The organism is Paraburkholderia acidiphila, assembly GCF_009789655.1.
Taxonomy (GTDB): Bacteria; Pseudomonadota; Gammaproteobacteria; order Burkholderiales; family Burkholderiaceae; genus Paraburkholderia; species Paraburkholderia acidiphila.
This window is the reverse complement of the sequence record NZ_CP046910.1, coordinates 384,546-401,581: the sequence shown is the minus strand read 5'-3', so window position 1 is coordinate 401,581 and position 17,036 is coordinate 384,546. Positions and strand designations below refer to the sequence as shown.

Sequence of the window (17,036 nt, the reverse complement as noted above, 5' to 3'; positions counted from 1 at the left end):
CGGCATGCTCCGGCGCCGCCGCATGCGCGCCCGCGTCGCCGTGCACGTCGGGCGCCGCTGGGGTAAGGTGGAACGGTCGCGGCACAGCCGCCGCAAACCCAACGCCCTTCAACCGGCGCCGCCCGCGCGGCGCATCGCGAGGCCCGGCCATGGCAGAAAACACGCCCCCGCTTCCGTTTCCCCCGCAGCAGTTCTCGCTCGACGTGATGCTCGAAAAGTACGCCAAGGGCGACGAGCAAACCGCCGACGACATCTACCGCCGCGTCGCGCGCGGCGTCGCGGCGGTCGAACCGCCCGCGCTGCGCGCCGAGGTCGAGGCGCGTTTCGTCGACAACCTGCGCCACGGCGCGCTCGGCGCGGGGCGGATCATGAGCGCGGCGGGCGCCGGCATCGAAGCCACGTTGATCAACTGCTTCGTGCAGCCGGTGGGCGACAGCATTCAGGGCGTGGACGACGAGGGCCGCCCCGGCATCTACGTCGCGCTGCTGCAGGCCGCCGAAACCATGCGGCGCGGCGGCGGCGTGGGCTACAACTTTTCGGCGATCCGGCCGCGCGGCGCACATGTGAAGTCGACGGGATCGAGCGCATCGGGTCCGTGCAGCTATATCGACGTGTTCGACGCCTCGTGCCGCACCGTGGAAAGCGCGGGCGCGCGGCGCGGCGCGCAGATGGCCGTGCTCGACTGCGATCACCCCGACCTGCCCGAATTCATCGAGGCCAAGCACTCCAAGGGGCGCTGGAACAACTTCAACGTCTCCGTCGCGGTGACCGACGCATTCATGCGCGCCGTGGAAAACGACGCGCCGTGGCAACTCGTGCATCGCGCCGAACCCTCGCCCGCGCTGCGCGCTTCGGGCGACCTGCAGCGCCGCGACGACGGCCTGTGGGTCTACGCCGAAACGCGCGCCCGCGCGCTGTGGGACGCGATCATGCGCTCGACCTACGATATGGCCGAGCCGGGCGTGGTGTTCATTTCGCGCATGAACGAGGACAACAATCTGCGCGCGCTCGAAAGCATCCGCGCGACCAACCCGTGCGGCGAGCAGCCGCTGCCCGCCTACGGTTGCTGCAACCTCGGACCGCTCGACCTCACGCGCTTCGTGACCGAGCCGTTCGCGCAACTGCGCGGCGGCAACGCGAATTTCGACTGGGATCAGCTCGCCGAACGCACGCGCATCCACGTGCGCTTTCTCGACGACGTGCTCGACGCCACACTCTGGCCGCTGCCCGAGCAGCAGGCCGAAGCGGCGGCCAAGCGGCGCATTGGCGTGGGCTTCACGGGACTCGGCGACACGCTCGTGATGCTCGGCATCCGCTACAACTCGCCCGAAGGCTGCGCATTCGGCGCGCGCGTGGGACGCACGATGCGCGACGCCGCCTATCGCGCGTCGGTCGAACTCGCGCAAGAGCGCGGCGCCTTCCCGCTCTTCGACGCGCAGACGTACCTCGAAGAAGGCACCTTCGCCTCGCGTCTGCCCGACGACCTCAAGGCCGAGATCCGCGCGCACGGCATCCGCAACAGCCATCTGCTTTCCATCGCGCCCACGGGCACGGTGAGCCTCGCATTCTCGGACAACGTCTCGAACGGCATCGAGCCCGCGTTTTCGTGGACCTACCAGCGCACGCGCCGCATGGCCGACGGCAGCCGCGAAACGTTCAACGTCGAAGACCACGCATGGCGCGTGTACCGCGAACTGGGCGGCGACGTGAGCGCCCTGCCCGCGTACTTCGTGAGTGCGCTCGAAATGAGCGCGCAGGAACACGTGGCGATGATGGCGGCCGTGCAGCCGTACGTCGACACGTCGATCTCCAAGACCGTCAACGTCCCCGCCGACTATCCGTTCGAAGACTTCGAGAACCTCTATCTCGACGCATGGCGGCGCGGCCTCAAGGGGCTCGCGACCTACCGGCCCAACGAGACGCTTGGCGCGGTGCTGCAAACGCTGCCGCCCGAAGCGGCGGCGAGCGCCGACGACGCGCTCGGCGACGCCCTGCTCGACCCGCTGCGCGTCGCGATCGACCATCGGCCCAAGGGCGAATTGCCTGCCGTGATCGAGAAAATCGAGTACATCACGCAAACGGGCAAGGTGTCGCTCTACGTGGCGGTGTCTTTCCTCGAAGTGACGGGCCAGGTGGGCGGCGAAGCGGTGACGATCGAGCGGCCGATCGAATTCTTCATCCCCGTGGGCCAGCGCGACGAGCAGCAGCAATGGATCACCGCGACCATGCGTTCGCTCTCGCTCGCGGCGCGCGGCGGCTTTGTCGCGCGCAATCTGCAGGACTTGCGCAAGGTTTCGTGGGATCGCGGCCAGGTGCGCTATGGCGAAACGCAACGCCTCGACGGGCGGCGCATTCCGCTGTGGCACGACTCCGAGGTCGCGGCCATCGCCTACGCGATCCAGCAGATCCTGCACCGGCGCGGCTTTCTCGATGCCGAAGGCCGGCAAGTGCCGTCACGGCTGCTCGCGCAGCGGCGCGACGGCGCGCTCGCGGCGCAATTCACCGGCAGCGCGCGGGCCGGCGCGGAGCAGCCCGGCGATCAGGTCCTGAATGGCGACAACGCGCTGCCCGCCGATGCGCAGCACGCGTTTGCCCACGCGATGCTCGGCCGCAAGTGCGGTTCGTGCGGCGCGAATGCGGTAATACGCAAAGATGGGTGCGACTTCTGCACGGCATGCGGAGAGATTGGCACTTGCGGTTGAGGTCGCGCGCTCAAGTCCGGGGCGGCGTGGCAGCCGCCCTGTTTTCTCTTCGTCCCCCGAGATACCCTGCAAACCCCTGCGCCAGTGCATTGGCCTCCCCGCCGCGCACAAGCCTTAGCACCTGAGATTCATAAGGATTACTAGCCAACGGCCGAAACACCACGCGCCCGCCGCCGGTAGCCCCAAGCGCCGCAGGAACGAGCGCGACGCCCATGCCGAACTCCACCATCGTGACGACGGTTTGCCAGAGCCGCGCTTCGTGGCGAATCTGCGGGCTGAAACCGGCCTCCACGCAGGTCGCGATGATCTGGTCGTGATAATGCGGCGACACCGAGCGTGGAAACAGGATGAACGGGTCGCGCGCGAGCGTGCCAAGTTCGATCCGCCGCCTGCGCGCAAGCTTGTGCCCTTCCGGCAAGCAGCAAAGAAACGGCTCGGAAAACAGCACCTCCGATTGCACCTCAGCCGGAAAGCGCCCCCAGTGCGCGAAGCCCAGATCGATCTGCAAGCGCTGCAGCGCCTGCACCTGCTCGGCCGTGTTCATCTCGCGCAGCACCACTTCCACGGCAGGGTGATCGGCCTCGAAACGCCGCACCGCCTCCGGCAGCCCGCGATACAGCATCGAATTGACGAAGCCGATGCGCAGCCGCCCCGCGAGCCCGTGCGCGGAGCGCGCCGCGATGCGCCGCACTTCGTCGGCCTGCTCCAGCAGCCGCCGCGCCTCTTCCAGCAGCACGTTGCCGGCGTTGGTCAGCGCGACGGCCTTGTTGGTGCGTTCGAGCAGTTGCACGCCTAGCTGTTCCTCGAACTTGCGGATATCGAAGCTCAGCGCCGGCTGCGAAATGAAGAGCCGGCGCGCCGCGCGCCCGAAGTGCAGTTCTTCCGCGACCGCCACGAAATAGCGCAGTTGCTTGAGTTCCATGGCGGCTCCTTGGGCGCTGGATCGATAGATGGCGCTTATCGTACATGACATCGGTTGTATTGGACCGTTATCGAAGCCGCGCCTAAGCTAGGGCGAATCGCATAGCAAAACAGCACGGAGACAGCACACGATGAGCGATCGCCCCGCCTTCGCCACACCGGCCACACCGGCGCGCCCGGCCCCCGCGGCCAGCGGCTCGGCCAACATTCCCGATAGCCGCGGCATCAACTTCTACACGAGCGACCCCGGCTTCGCGCCCCTTTTGCGCAGCTATCTCGGCAGCGCGGCATTCGACGCGATCGAAGCGCGGCTCGTCGCGCTCGGCCAGCGCGCCTCCGACGAACTCGATGCGCTCGCGCTGGTCGCCGACAAGCACCCGCCCACGCTCGAACAGCGCACGCGCAGCGGTGAAGCGATCCAGCGCATCGACAAGCATCCCGACTACGTGGCGCTCGAGCGCGTCGCTTACGCCGAGCTTGGCCTCGCGGCCATGAGCCATCGCGAGAACGCGCCCGCGCCGCTCGTCAAATACGCGCTCACCTATTTATTTGTGCAGGCCGAGTTCGGCCTTTGCTGCCCCGTGAGCATGACCGACTCGCTCACGCGCACGCTGCGCCGCTTCGGCTCGCCCGAACTCGTCGCGCGCTATTTGCCGATGCTCGCCTCGCAGGACTTCGACACGCTCTACCAGGGCGCGATGTTCATGACCGAGCAGGCAGCGGGCTCGGACGTCGCACGCATCGCCACACGCGCCACACATGAGCGCGGTGCAAATGACGAGGACGTATGGCGTCTTTACGGCGACAAGTGGTTCTGCTCGAACGCCGACGCCGATCTCGCGATGGTGCTCGCGCGCCCCGACGATGCGCCTCCCGGCATCAAGGGCCTCGCGTTGTTCCTTTTGCCGAAAACGCTCCCCGACGGCACGCGCAACGCCTATCGCATCGTGCGCCTGAAGGACAAGCTCGGCAGCCGCTCGATGGCGAGCGGCGAGATCGTGCTGGAAGGCGCGCAGGCCTACCTGATCGGCGAGGTGGGCCGAGGCTTTCATCAGATGGCGGACATGATCAACATGTCGCGGCTGTCGAACGGCGTGCGCGCCGCGGGCCTCATGCGCCGCGCCGTGACCGAGGCGCTGCATGTGGCGCGCAACCGCGAGGCGTTCGGCCGCAAGCTCATCGAAATGCCGCTGATGCAGCGTCAACTGCTCAAGATGATGCTGCCCGCCGAGCAGGCGCGCTCGATGTTCATGCGCATCGCCACCCTGCTCACGCGCGCCGATAAAGGCGACGAACTCGCAGCGAAGTGCGTGCGCATTCTCACGCCGCTCATCAAGTTCCGCGCTTGCCGCGACGCGCGGCGCGTGACCGGCGACGCCATGGAAGTGCGCGGCGGCGTGGGGTATATCGAGGAGTGGAGCGACCCGCGCCTCGTGCGCGATGCACATCTCGGCTCGATCTGGGAAGGCACGAGCAACATCGTCGCGCTCGATGTAGCGCGCGCGGCGAAGCGCGAAGGCGCGCTCGAAGCGCTGACGCAGCACGTGCATACGGAGCTTGCCGAAAGCGGCCTGCCTGAAGCCAGCACCGCGCTCCTGCGCGACGTCTTCGACCGTGCGGGCGCGGCGCTCTTGAGCGTGGCCGAATGCGGCCGCGACGAATCGGTGCGTCAGGCCGCGAGCGCGCTTTACCACGCCACGACGGCGGCCCTCATGGCCTGCGAAGCCGCGCAGATTTCGCAAAACGCCCCTGATTTCCGGCGCCTCGCGCTCGCCCATCTGCTCGTGCGCCACAAGCTGCTGCCGCGCGACCCGCTCGCGCTCGACGAACGCGACGCAAACGCCGACACGCTGCGCGCGCTCGTGGATGAACGATCGCTGACGGTCGATCAAGCCATGCAACTGATCCCGGCACACTGAGACGACACACGATGAGCACCATGAAGGAATCCGAAGCAACCACGGTGGACGGTGCGCTGCATGGCCTGCGCGTGATCGATCTGAGCCGCGTGCTGGGCGGTCCGTACTGCACCCAGGCGCTCGCCGACCACGGCGCCGAAGTCATCAAGCTCGAACCGCCCGATGGCGACGAAACGCGCGGCTGGGGCCCGCCCTTCGTCGGCGATACGGCCTCGTACTACGTGGGCGTGAACCGCAACAAGCAGGGCATCGCCGTCGATCTTTCGCGCGATGAAGGCCGCGCGATTCTCTGGCAATTGCTCGAAGGCGCGGACGTGCTCGTCGAGAACTTCAAGCCGGGTACGCTCACGCGCTGGGGCATGGACTACGAGCGCGATCTGCGCCCGCGCTTTCCCCGCCTGATTCATTGCGCGATTTCCGGCTTCGGCCCGGACGGCCCGCTCGGCGGCCTGCCCGGCTACGACGCCGTGATTCAGGCAATGGCGGGCCTCATGAGCGTGAACGGCGAGCACGACGGCCCCGCGTTGCGCATCGGCCTGCCGATCGTGGACATGGTCACGGGCCTGAACGCGCTCGCGGGCATTTTGCTCGCGCTGGCCGAGCGCGAAAAGAGCGGCCTCGGGCAGTCGGTGGATATCGCGCTGTACGACTGCGGCGTGTCGCTGTTGCATCCGCATCTGCCGAACTATTTCGGCAATGGCCGCACGCCGCAGCGCAGCGGCAATGCGCACCCGAACATCGCACCCTACGACAGCTATGCCACGGCCAACGCGCCCATCTTTCTCGCGGTGGGCAACGACCGCCAGTTCGCGAAGCTGTGCGCGCACCTGGGCGTGCCCGAACTCGCAAACGACCCGCGTTTCGCCGACAACCGCAGCCGCTGCGCGCATCGGCCCGAACTCAAGGCGGCGCTCGAAGCGCGGCTCGTGGCGCACGACTGCGAGCCACTGGCGCGCGACCTGATCCAGGCCGGCGTGCCGTGCGGTCCCGTGCAGACCGTCGACGCCGTGGCCGCGCATCCGCATACGCAGCATCGCCGCATGATCGTCGAGATGGAAGGCTATCGCGGCACCGGCGCACCCGTGAAACTCTCGCGCACGCCGCCCACCTATCGCACGCGGCCGCCCGCGCTCGGCGCCGACACGCGCGCCGTGATGGACGCGCTCGGCATCGACGCCGACACGCAGCAACGGCTCTTCGAAGCCGGCATCGTCAAGGAGCCCGAAACGACCGTAAGCGCATAGCGTTTCATCGAACCCCAACGGAATACAGACCGGCCCAAGCCGGCTCACCCCGATCAAGGAGACATGCATGACCCGCCCCGGCAACACCACTGCGCGCCAGCCCGCCCGCGCCTCGCTCGCCGCCTTCGTCGGCACCACCATCGAGTGGTACGACTTTTATATCTACGCTACCGCTTCGGCGCTGATCTTCGGCAAGCTGTTCTTCCCCTCCCACGAGCCGTTTTACAGCACGCTCGCCTCGTTCGGCACCTTTGCCGTGGGCTTTTTCGCGCGCCCCTTCGGCGGGCTCGTGTTCGGGCATCTGGGCGACCGCATCGGCCGCAAGAAGGCGCTCGTTGCCACGCTGTCGATCATGGGCGTCGGCACCGTGGGCATCGGTTTCTTGCCGACTTATGCGAGCGCCGGCGCGCTCGCCCCGGCGCTGCTCGTGCTGCTGCGCGTGGCGCAGGGCATTGCGATTGGCGGCGAATGGGGCGGCGCGGTGCTCATGGCGGGCGAGCATGCGCCCAAGGAAAAGCGCACGTTTCTCGCCTCGTTTGCGCAACTCGGCAGCCCGGCAGGCCTGATTCTGGCGCTGCTGGCATTTCGCTTCGTCGCGCATCTCGACCATGACGCGCTCTTTTCCTGGGGCTGGCGTTTGCCGTTCATCGCGAGCGCGGTGCTGCTCGTGGTGGGTCTGCTGATTCGATCGGGCGTGGGCGAATCGCCGGAATTCGAGGCCATCAAGACGCAGCGCCGCACCGCCGCGATGCCAATCGTCGAAGTGCTGCGCGACTCGTGGCGCGCGGTGCTGCTGTGCCTTGGCGCGAATGTGATTGGCGTGGCGGGCGCGTGGTTCGTCAACACGTTCATGCTGAACTACACGACGCAAACGCTCGGGCTCGACCGCGCGCTGATTCTCGACTGTCTGTTCGTCGTCGCCTTTATCCAGCTCTTTACGCAGCTTTTTTCCGGCTGGTTTGCGCAGCGCGTGGGCGCCGGGCGCTTCCTCGTCGTGGCTGCGGCGCTGGCCATGATTTCGCCTTACCCGATGTTCGTGCTCGTCTCCACCGGGCGGCCGGTTGCGATCGTGATTGGCATTGCGATTGCGGTGATGTGCATGTGCAGCTCGTACGCGGTGATGGCGGGCTTCATGACGAATGCGTTCCCGGTGCGCGTGCGCTACTCGGCTATTTCGATCTCCTACCAATGTTGTGCGGCGCTCGCGGGCGGTCTCACACCGCTCATCGGCACGCTGCTCGCGCATGACTATCCGGGTCAGTGGTGGCCGCTGGCGCTGTTCTACAGCGCGCTTGCGGCCGTTTCGCTCGTGTGCATCGCGGTGCTGCAGCGCAAGCAGTCGTCGGCCATGCAAAGCGATGTGGGGCTCGCCTTGCAGGATTGACGCGCTCGGCTACGCGGCCGCGACAATAGCCTTGATCAGCCCGTTCAGCGCCACGCGCCACGCTTCGCTGTGCGGGCCTTCGATCAGCAGCGCGCCGACCGCCTCACGGTGCAACGTATCGCGCTGCGCGCCCGCAGGCAGAATGGCGCCGAAGCCCGCGAGCGACTGTGCGAGCGGCACGTTGGCGTCCTCGCCCGCTGCGCGCGTCAACGCGCGCAGCAGGTCTTGCGCCGCTTCGGGCACGGCCGCGATCATCAGCATGCGCTCTTCCCAGATCACGAAGCGAGCCAGCCGCGCAAGCAGGCTTTCCGTTCCCGCGCCGCTCCCCGCGGCCGCGGTAAAGGCCGGCGTCGTGTCGAGCCATTCGAGGAGACGCGCGCCCTCCATCGGCTTGGCGATGACATAGCCCTGCGCGCCATCGACGCCGAGAATGGCGAGCGCATGCAGCAGATCGAGCGTGTCGATGCCTTCGGCCAGCACGAGCCTGCCCAGCGAATGCCCGAGACGCGTCAACTGATAGATCACGCGCAGCGTATCGAGCGCGCCGTCGCCCTTCACCTGCACCATTTCGCGGTCGAGCTTGATCCAGTCGAACGGCAATTCACGCAGGCGCGTGAGGCCGCTATGCCCGGCGCCGAGATCATCCTGCGCGAGCAGCACGCCTAGCTCACGGAACTTCGCGAGAATGGCACGCTGTCCCTGGCTCAACGAGAGTGATTCGTTTTCCAGCACTTCCAGCGTGAGGCGTGCAGCCGGGCAACGGTGCGCGGCGAGCGCCGTGCGGGTCGCTTCGAAGTAGCGGATGTCGTTGAGCGCGGCAGGCGGCAGATTGATCGAGACATCGAGGTCGCGGCCTTCGGCGAACCAGCGTTCGCGGTCGGCGAGCGCCTGATCGATGCCGCGCGCGAAGAGCGCGAGCAGATCGTCGGAAGAGAGCGCCGAGAGGAACACGTCCGGCACGAGCAGGCGCTCGCCGTCGCGCAGGCGCGCCAGCGCTTCGACCTTGGTCGCCTTGCCCGTTGCGAGGCTGAGCAGCGGCTGGTAATGCATTTCCAGCGCGCCGGTGCGCACGAGCGCCGCCCACTGCTGGCGCACGCTCACCGGCACCGCGGCGCTCAGGCCGTCGCTGCCGGGAATGCGCATCGCCGCGCCGCCGATCAACGTTTGCAGCAAATCGACAAAAGCCACTTGATCGGGCCCGACGAAGCCGCCCGGAAACGCGCTATACAGACACAGCACGGCGAGCGGCGGCTGCCCGGGCGCGGCCAGCGGAATCGCCACCGAAGAACGCACGCCTTCGCGCGCCGCGAGATCGCGCCACGGCGCGACGAGCGGATCGGTCTGGTAGTTGACGACACGCTCGGGCTTGCCGCTGCGCCACGCGCGCCCAATCGCGCCCTGCCCTTGCGGATGATCGGCGCGCACGCTGATTTCCTGATCGTGCCCGGCGAGCACGTTGAGCATGCCGCCTTCGGTCTTGCCGCCCGCACCGGCCTCGAAGTGAAAAATGCCCGCTTCGTCGGGGCGCCCGATGGCGCAGGCGCTCACTTCGTCGTGCGCCGCCAGCGCGGCGATCACCTGATCGATGAAATTCGTATAGCTGCCCGCTTCCCACACGAGACGCGTGATACGCAGCAGCGCTTCCTGCTGCGAATCCTGCACGGCCTGATACGCCTTGAGTTGCCACGCGAGGTCGGAAGTCAGGCGGCGCGCATAGAGCGAAAGCTGCTGCGTGCTCACGGTGCGGCCCACGTCCGCGTAGATCAGCTCCTGCAGAATGCCGCGGCTGCGCACGAGCTCTTCCTTGTCGAGCCCGACAATGGCATGAATGCGGCCAATGCGCTGCGCCATTTCCTCGTGTTCGCGCGCGGTGAGACCCAGGCTGGCGAGGGCAAGGAGATTCTGGACCTGGCGCGCCTTCAGGTGCGCGAGTTCGGCACCCGAAAGCATTTCGAGGATGCGGCGGGATTTGGGCAGGCGGCCCAGTTCCTCGTAGAAGCGGTTCACCACGTGGGCTGCGTGCTCGTGCAGCGCGCCGATCAGCGTTTTCATCTTTGAGCCTTCGATATCACCGCTCTGGCGTGACGGCCCAGATGTGCATACGGGTAAGATGCCCCGCCAGATTCATGGCCGTTGTGGTCATTAGCGGCCGCTCGAACAGCGATTCTGGCGCGCACAGAAGCAATGATACGTCATGGACCGTGCGCCACCGCGCGCGGTGGCGCACAGAAGGCGCGGGGGCGCTAGACGCCCCCGACGCCAATCTTCAAAGCGGCGTGAGCAGCGCCTCGCCCGCGAAGTGCCGCGCCGCGTTCCCGGCGAAGTGACGCACCGTGGCGCTGCGCACATCGGGCGACGTGCCAGCCACATGCGGCGTGAGCACGATGTTGTCCAGTCCGATGAGCGCAGCGGGCGGCTGCGGCTCGCCCTCATAGACGTCGAGCCCCGCGCCGCCCAGCGTGCCCGCCTTCAGCGCGAGTGCAAGCGCGGCCGTATCGACCACGCTGCCGCGCGAGACGTTGACGAGAAAGCCTTGCGGTCCCAGCGCATCGATCACGGCGCGGTCGATCAGATGCTTCGTTTGCGCGCCGCCCGGCGTCGCGATCACGAGAAAGTCGCTCCATTGCGCGAGCGCCATCACGCTCTCGAAGTAACGCGCCTCTACGCCTTCGCGCGGCTTGCGGTTGTGATAGCCGAGTACCATGCCAAAGCCCGCGGCGCGCCGCGCGACCTTCTCGCCGATGTGCCCGTAGCCGACAATGCCGAGCCGCCGCCCCGTGACCGTGGGGCGCATCGGCAACGCGTCGCGCCAGACTCCCGCGCGGCACGCGGCATCGAACTGCGGCACGGCGCGCACGGCCGCGAGCAGCAGCGCGAGCGCGTGGTCGGCCACGCAGTCGGCATTGACGCCCGCGCCGTTGCACAGCGCGATGCCACGCTCGCGCGCGTGGTCGAGCGCGATGTTTTCGTAGCCCGCGCCAAGCGCGCCCGCGAGTTCGAGCGCCGGCATGCGGTCGATTTCGTCGGCGGTGAGACCCGTCGTGCCGTTCGTGAGCACCACGCGCACGTCCTTGCCGTGCTGCGCGACCGCTTTGGAGCGCGCATCGGCGTCGGGCGCGTAGATCACATCGAATGTTTCGCCGAATGCGGCGAGGTCTTCATCGGCGAGCAGAATCAGGACCAGCAGGCATGGCTTCATCGTCGTGTCACTATTCCGTTTTTGTTTCGATCTGCGAATCGAATGCCGCGGCGCCCGCGCGCAAGCGTCACACGGCCGTCACATAGCGCGGCGGCAAGACCTCCACGCGCGGCGCGGCTGCAGCGGCCGCCGCCGCGTCGCGCGTGCGACGCATCTGGTCGGCGGGGCTCATGCCGAACAGGCGCTTGAATTCGCGGCTGAACTGCGACGCGCTTTCATAGCCCACGCGCGTGGCCGCCGCGCTCACGGTCAGCCCGTCGTGCGTAATCAAGAGGCGTGCATGATGCAGACGCGTGGTCTTCACGTACTGCATGGGCGAAGTCGAGGTGACGGCCTTGAAGTGCGCATGAAAGACGGCAAGGCTCATCCCCGCCTCGGAGGCCAGCGTTTCGACGTCGAGCTCGCCGCGGTAGTCCGTGTGAATGCGCCGCAGCGCCTTCGCGATGCGCCCGAAGTGGTGCTGATGCGTGAGCGCCGCGCGTATCGCGTCGCCCTGCTCGCCCATGAGCACGCGGTAGCAGATCTCGCGCACGATCGAAGGCCCGAGTATGCGCGCCTCGTGGGGCTGCGCGAGCGCTTCGAGCAGGCGCAGCACCGCGTTCGAGAGCGTGGCGTCGAGCGGCGTGGCGTAGATGCCCGAGGGTTCGGACACGGCGCGGCGCGGGTCGTCGAGCGCCATGAGCAACTCGGCGACGGTCGTGAGGTCGACGCGGATCGAGATGGCGAGAATCGGCTTCTCAGGGCTCGCCTCGGTCTCGCACTCGAACGGCATCGGCACCGAAAGGACCAGATATTGCTGCGCGTCGTAGATGAACACCTGATCGCCGAGAAAGCCGCGCTTGCGCCCCTGGCAGACGATGAAGATGCTCGGTTCGTACATGACCGGCCGGCGCGGGTGGCTTTCGCTGCCGCGGTAGAGCCGCACGCCTTCGACCGGCGTGTCGTGCACGCCGTCGCGCTGCGTGAGTTGCATGAGCAGGTCGACCGTGCGCGCCTGCGTGGCGGCCGCTGGCGCGATGGCCGCCGCCGCGAGGGTTTTGACGTAGCCCATATCGGTTGTGCCCCAAAAGATGAAGTCAGGCAGAGAAACAGGCTTGCCAATCTATCACCGAACCGGTGGATGTGCTGCGCGCCAGGAGAATCAGGCAAGTCTTCGATAGATTCAGGTATTCCCTGGGTGGGCCCCGATCCTTACGATGGGAACCCTGCCGCAACACCCACGCACCAGAGGAGAACAAACCCATGTACCCAACTTACGGATATGCCGCCCGCGACGCCGCGTCGCCGCTCGCCCCGTTCGAATTCCAGCGCCGCGACCTGCGCGAACTCGACGTCCGTATCGACGTGCTGTTCTGCGGCGTGTGCCACTCCGACCTGCACCAGGCGCGCGACGAATGGCGCAACACGATCTACCCGGTCGTGCCGGGCCATGAGATCGTCGGCCGCGTGGCCGAAGTTGGCAACGGCGTCACGAAGTACAAGGTGGGCGAGCTCGTTGGCGTGGGCTGTCTCGTCGACTCGTGCCGCACCTGCCCGAGCTGCGCCGAAGGCCTCGAACAGTATTGCGAGAACGGTTTTGTCGGCACTTATAACGGCACCGACCGCGTGAGCGGCGACGTGACCTACGGCGGCTACTCCACGCAGCTCGTGGTAGACGAAGCCTTCGTGCTGCGCGTGCCCGAGAACCTCGAACTGGCTGCCGTCGCGCCGCTGCTGTGCGCGGGCATCACGACGTACTCGCCGCTGCGCACGTGGGGCGCGGGCCCCGGCAAGAAGGTCGGCATCGTGGGTCTCGGCGGCCTCGGCCACATGGGCGTGAAGCTCGCGCATGCCATGGGCGCGCATGTGGTGCTGTTCACCACGTCGCCCTCGAAGATCGAAGACGGCAAGCGTCTGGGCGCCGACGAAGTCGTGATCTCGAAGGACCCGGAGCAGATGGCGAAGCACGCCAACAGCTTCGACCTGATCGTGAACACCGTGGCCGCGCAGCACGACCTCAACCCGTTCATCGAGCTGCTGCGCCGTGACGGCACGATGACGCTGGTGGGCGCGCCCGAGCACGATCACCCGTCGCCGCAAGTGTTCAACCTGATCATGAAGCGCTGCCGTCTGGCGGGCTCGCTGATCGGCGGTATTGCAGAAACCCAGGAAATGCTGGACTTCTGCGGCAAGCATGGCATTACGTCGGATATCGAAATGATCAAGATGCAGGACATCAACAACGCCTATGAGCGCATGCTCAAGAGCGATGTGAAGTACCGCTTCGTGATCGATCTCGATTCGCTGCGCAAGTAACACGCAAGTCGCGCGCAAGCATTGCGCGGGGCGCACATACTGCGTGCACCGCGCTTATCCGACGTAACACCCTGCCCCGCCGGGCCATCCATTCCGGATGGCCCGCCAGCCCTTCCCCTTCGAGGCCGTCCTTTCTGGCCTCCCGTAGTCGAGCCGGCGCCTGCGTGCGTCGCCACCCAATCGTCACCGCTGTTTAACCGCTGAGCGTCGCTTTCCGCGAGACGCCGGCACCGCGAAGCGCATTCGTCGCTACGCGGCTCACCCTTTTTCTGCAGCAGCGCGGATTTCGTTCAAGCCTCAAGCCCATCGTTAGGAGCTCGCCCGTGATCGACCGCATCCAGGCGATGCGCACGTTCGTGCGCATCGTCGACACCAATAGTTTCACCAAAGCCGCGCAGTCGCTGGATATGCCGCGCGCCAGCGCCACCACGCTGATGCAAAACCTCGAATCGCTGCTCGGCACGCAATTGCTCGTGCGCACCACGCGGCGTCTTTCGCTCACACCTGAAGGCGCTGCGTACTACGAGCGCGCCGCGCAGATTCTCGCCGACATCGACGATGCCGAAGCGAGCGTGCGCCAGTCGCCCGGCGCGATCGGCGGCCGCTTGCGCGTGGAGATGCCGGGACTCATCGCGAATGCGATCGTGCTGCCCGCGCTCGACGACTTCCACGCGCGCTACCCGCAGATCGACCTCGTGATCGGTGTGAGCCTGCGTAACGTCGATCTCGTCGGCGAAGGCGTGGACTGCAGCATCCAGTTGGGCGAGCTGCCCGACTCGGGGCTCGCGGCGCGGCGCCTTGGCGTACTCGAGCACGTGACCTGCGCGAGTCCCGCGTACCTCGAGCAGCACGGCGCGCCGCACACGCTCGACGATCTCGCGCAGCATCCCGTCGTCAACTTCCTCTCGCCGCTCACGGGCCGCCCGTTCGAATTCGACTTCGAGGTGGACGGCAGCCCGACCAAGGTGAAGGTGGACGGCTTCGTGCATGTTTCCGACGAGTTCGCCTACCTCACCTGCGGCCTGCAAGGCTATGGCCTCATCCAGCCGCCACTGCTCGCGGCGCAGCCGTACCTGGACAGCGGTGCGCTGCAAGAGGTGCTGCCGCAATGGAAGCCGCTGCCCACGCCGGTTTCGGTGGCGTTCGTGAAGTCGCGCCAGGTGTCGCCGCGCGTGCGCGTGTTCGTCGACTGGCTCGCGGAGCTGTTCGCGGACGCGGGTGCGATCAACCGCGATCTCTCGCGCGTACAGCAGTTATTGGGCGGCCTGCAACCGGCCCCGGCGTAAGGCCGGCGCGCGCTTTCAGCGCGGCCGGGTGAGCGCCATGCCTCGCCGCGCGTGAAAGCGCGCGACCGTCTCGTAGGGCAGCCAGGCATTCGCCTGATACGGCGCGATGCCCGAGGGATTGTGGAACCAGACGCCGCCGTCGCCGCGTCCGTGCAGCAGGATCAGGTGGCCGCCCTGGTCGGGATTGACCCGCTCGGGGTAGCGGATCTCGGGGCTCACGGAAACGATGGCGAGCGTTTGCGCATCGATGCGCGCGGCGCTCGCCTCGATTCCCTCGTCAGTCATCACTTCCACGCGCACGCCGAACGCAGCCTCCACCCATGCGGCGAACGGGCGGTAGATCAATCCGTCCACGCCGCCATCTTCACGCACGCGATAGACGCCGTGCCGCAACGCCTCTTCGAGCAACTGCGCGCGCGGCGCATGCGCGACGCCCCAATAGTCGAGCGCCGATTCGAGGCAGGTCAGGCCGCACAGGCGCTTGGCCCAGAAGCGATAGGCGTCGGCCTCCGTAAAGCCGCTCGCGCGCCAGTGCGGGTCCTCGCACGGATCGGCGCCGCGCTCGACGATGGGCGCCACCCAGTCGGCGCTGCCCCACTGGCTGTAATACGGTACGCCTTCATGCCGCCATGTCCCGGCGTTGTGCGCGTCGTTCAAACGATACCCCTCGCTGCAGTATGGTTGATTGGCCGCGCGCGAGCGCCCGGCGTTCAAAATCGTGCATCTTCTCAGGCAAGCGCCACCCCCGCAACGTCGCGACTAGCGTAAGCCCCGCGTAAACGGAGCTGAATATACGCTTACATTCCTGTTATTCAGCGTCGACTTACATTTCGCTAAAATAGCGCCGTCGTTTGGCATTTGATGCGTTTAGAATATCGTGCTCCCGTGTGCAGCCCGCGCGAGGTCCGGTCATACTGGACTCACGGCGCCACGGCATGATCTATCAGAAACTGAATCTACGAATCCCCCCTTTTGAGCAGTATGTCGAACGTTGCCTACACAACCGACTCGGCCTCGGTGGCGGAGCGCGTACGCGAGCTGATGAGCCGTCACGGCATCGGCAAGCGTCAGCAAACGACCGAGCTGTGCCGGATTCTTGATCTGAGCTTTTCACAGGGGCACCGCAAGCTGCGCGGCAACAGCCCGTGGACGCTCGCGCAGATCAAGAAAGTGGCTGAAGCGTTCGGCGAACCCGCGGGCCAGTTGTTCGGCGCGCAGTTGCTCGACCCCGGCATGGTCGGGGCGAGCGCTCAGGAGGCGACGCTCTGCGTGAGCGCGGCGGAGTTGCCGTGCACCGCCTGGATCGGCGCACCGGTCGAGGCGGGTAGCCGCCCGGACTTCGTGGCGTATGAAAAGCTGGGGCAGTGGCGCGTCGTGCGCCCGGACGGGGCGCTCTATCAGAACGCGCGCGAAGTTCACAAGATCGAGATCTACCCGCGGCGCGCCGAGTCCGACAAGCCGCTCATCGCCGTTGTGGACGACGACCAGTCGTCCGCCGACAACCTGCGCGACTATCTCGAGCACAGTGGTTACGCGGCGCTTGCGCTCTATGGCCTTGCGGCGTTTAACGATGCGCTCGAGAACAACGTGTTCGATGGTGTGGTGATCGACTGGCTGTTCGGCAGCCAGACCGCTGCCGAGGCGATCCGCAGCGTACGCGGCTCCGAGAACCCCGATGCGCCTATTTTCGTGCTGACCGGCGAGTTGCTGACGGGCAAGGCCAGCGAGTCGGAGATCAGTCAGGTTGTGCGCCACTACAACGTGGCGTGCTATGAAAAACCGGCGCGGATGGCGATTCTGGTTGCCGATCTTTCCAAGCGGCTTAATCGCGGGTGAGGGCTGCTGGGCGGTTTGGGCGTTCCTTGTTTTCGCGGTGGTACTTCAAGCGTTGCCCCTGTGCGGGGCGGCACCTACTTTTCTTTGCAGCGGCAAAGAAAAGTAGGCAAAAGAAAGCCGCTCACACCGCTAATGCCTGCCACCGTTCACCTCGCGCCACCCCACTTGAATGGCTCCGGAGCGTCTGTCACCTCGCACCATTCCCGTTAGTGACTAGGCGCTCATCCGTTCCCGCTGCTCGCTACGCGCG

The 17,036-nt window shown here is 66.8% G+C and carries 12 protein-coding genes; 7 read left to right on the top strand and 5 right to left on the bottom strand.

Annotated features, from left to right (window positions below; all coding sequences use genetic code 11):
- Window positions 1-149: 149 nt before the first annotated feature.
- Window positions 150-2,702, top strand: coding sequence for an adenosylcobalamin-dependent ribonucleoside-diphosphate reductase (locus FAZ97_RS16255; protein WP_158759488.1), 2,553 nt, complete (start codon window positions 150-152; stop codon window positions 2,700-2,702).
- Between the two features lie 10 nt (window positions 2,703-2,712).
- On the opposite strand, the gene FAZ97_RS16250 is transcribed toward FAZ97_RS16255, so the two are convergent.
- Window positions 2,713-3,624, bottom strand: coding sequence for a LysR family transcriptional regulator (locus FAZ97_RS16250; RefSeq protein WP_158759487.1), 912 nt, complete (start codon window positions 3,622-3,624; stop codon window positions 2,713-2,715).
- A 130-nt stretch (window positions 3,625-3,754) separates the two neighbouring features.
- Here FAZ97_RS16250 and FAZ97_RS16245 point away from each other — a divergent pair, with 130 nt between their 5' ends.
- From FAZ97_RS16245 to FAZ97_RS16235, 3 genes are all read left to right on the top strand, one after another.
- Entirely contained in the window at window positions 3,755-5,542 is a 1,788-nt protein-coding gene (locus FAZ97_RS16245; protein WP_158759486.1) for an acyl-CoA dehydrogenase family protein, read from the top strand.
- A gap of 20 nt (window positions 5,543-5,562) precedes the next feature.
- Complete coding sequence (locus FAZ97_RS16240; protein WP_158759485.1) at window positions 5,563-6,786, top strand: CaiB/BaiF CoA transferase family protein; 1,224 nt, start codon at window positions 5,563-5,565, stop codon at window positions 6,784-6,786.
- A 67-nt stretch (window positions 6,787-6,853) separates the two neighbouring features.
- Window positions 6,854-8,170 carry an MFS transporter gene (locus tag FAZ97_RS16235; RefSeq protein WP_158759484.1) on the top strand — a complete coding sequence of 439 codons (1,317 nt, stop codon included), beginning with the start codon at window positions 6,854-6,856 and terminating at the stop codon, window positions 8,168-8,170.
- 9 nt (window positions 8,171-8,179) lie between these two features.
- Here the strand turns inward: FAZ97_RS16235 and FAZ97_RS16230 are convergent, their stop codons facing one another.
- The 3 genes from FAZ97_RS16230 to FAZ97_RS16220 all read right to left on the bottom strand — a co-directional run bounded on the left by FAZ97_RS16230 (window position 8,180) and on the right by FAZ97_RS16220 (window position 12,420).
- The gene (locus tag FAZ97_RS16230; RefSeq protein ID WP_158759483.1) at window positions 8,180-10,222 is read right to left on the bottom strand and encodes an EAL domain-containing protein; all 2,043 of its coding nucleotides are present in this window, start codon (window positions 10,220-10,222) and stop codon (window positions 8,180-8,182) included.
- Window positions 10,223-10,436: 214 nt separating this feature from the next.
- Window positions 10,437-11,369: a 2-hydroxyacid dehydrogenase gene (locus FAZ97_RS16225; protein ID WP_158759482.1), complete on the bottom strand. Its 933-nt coding sequence runs from the start codon at window positions 11,367-11,369 to the stop codon at window positions 10,437-10,439.
- Window positions 11,370-11,436: 67 nt separating this feature from the next.
- Window positions 11,437-12,420: an AraC family transcriptional regulator gene (locus tag FAZ97_RS16220; protein ID WP_158759481.1), complete on the bottom strand. Its 984-nt coding sequence runs from the start codon at window positions 12,418-12,420 to the stop codon at window positions 11,437-11,439.
- Between the two features lie 191 nt (window positions 12,421-12,611).
- Between FAZ97_RS16220 and FAZ97_RS16215 the strand changes: the two genes are divergently transcribed.
- Both FAZ97_RS16215 and FAZ97_RS16210 read left to right on the top strand, forming a co-directional pair.
- Window positions 12,612-13,664 carry an NAD(P)-dependent alcohol dehydrogenase gene (locus FAZ97_RS16215; protein ID WP_158759480.1) on the top strand — a complete coding sequence of 351 codons (1,053 nt, stop codon included), beginning with the start codon at window positions 12,612-12,614 and terminating at the stop codon, window positions 13,662-13,664.
- A 323-nt stretch (window positions 13,665-13,987) separates the two neighbouring features.
- The gene (locus FAZ97_RS16210) at window positions 13,988-14,950 is read left to right on the top strand and encodes a LysR family transcriptional regulator (protein WP_158759479.1); all 963 of its coding nucleotides are present in this window, start codon (window positions 13,988-13,990) and stop codon (window positions 14,948-14,950) included.
- Between the two features lie 15 nt (window positions 14,951-14,965).
- Here FAZ97_RS16210 and FAZ97_RS16205 read toward each other — a convergent pair whose 3' ends face one another.
- Window positions 14,966-15,607, bottom strand: a complete 642-nt coding sequence (locus FAZ97_RS16205; protein ID WP_158759478.1) for a C39 family peptidase — start codon at window positions 15,605-15,607, stop codon at window positions 14,966-14,968.
- 324 nt (window positions 15,608-15,931) lie between these two features.
- On the opposite strand from FAZ97_RS16205, the gene FAZ97_RS16200 reads away from it, so the two are divergent.
- Complete coding sequence (locus FAZ97_RS16200) at window positions 15,932-16,786, top strand: helix-turn-helix domain-containing protein (RefSeq protein WP_158759477.1); 855 nt, start codon at window positions 15,932-15,934, stop codon at window positions 16,784-16,786.
- The last annotated feature ends 250 nt before the right edge of the window (window positions 16,787-17,036 follow it).

Bases quoted from the DNA above. Each gene is read 5' to 3' on its own strand.
- FAZ97_RS16255 (WP_158759488.1), top strand. From the start codon at position 150: ATGGCAGAAAACACGCCCCCGCTTCCGTTTCCCCCGCAGCAGTTCTCG.
- FAZ97_RS16250 (WP_158759487.1), bottom strand. From the start codon at position 3,624: ATGGAACTCAAGCAACTGCGCTATTTCGTGGCGGTCGCGGAAGAACTG.
- FAZ97_RS16245 (WP_158759486.1), top strand. From the start codon at position 3,755: ATGAGCGATCGCCCCGCCTTCGCCACACCGGCCACACCGGCGCGCCCG.
- FAZ97_RS16240 (WP_158759485.1), top strand. From the start codon at position 5,563: ATGAAGGAATCCGAAGCAACCACGGTGGACGGTGCGCTGCATGGCCTG.
- FAZ97_RS16235 (WP_158759484.1), top strand. From the start codon at position 6,854: ATGACCCGCCCCGGCAACACCACTGCGCGCCAGCCCGCCCGCGCCTCG.
- FAZ97_RS16230 (WP_158759483.1), bottom strand. From the start codon at position 10,222: ATGAAAACGCTGATCGGCGCGCTGCACGAGCACGCAGCCCACGTGGTG.
- FAZ97_RS16225 (WP_158759482.1), bottom strand. From the start codon at position 11,369: ATGAAGCCATGCCTGCTGGTCCTGATTCTGCTCGCCGATGAAGACCTC.
- FAZ97_RS16220 (WP_158759481.1), bottom strand. From the start codon at position 12,420: ATGGGCTACGTCAAAACCCTCGCGGCGGCGGCCATCGCGCCAGCGGCC.
- FAZ97_RS16215 (WP_158759480.1), top strand. From the start codon at position 12,612: ATGTACCCAACTTACGGATATGCCGCCCGCGACGCCGCGTCGCCGCTC.
- FAZ97_RS16200 (WP_158759477.1), top strand. From the start codon at position 15,932: ATGTCGAACGTTGCCTACACAACCGACTCGGCCTCGGTGGCGGAGCGC.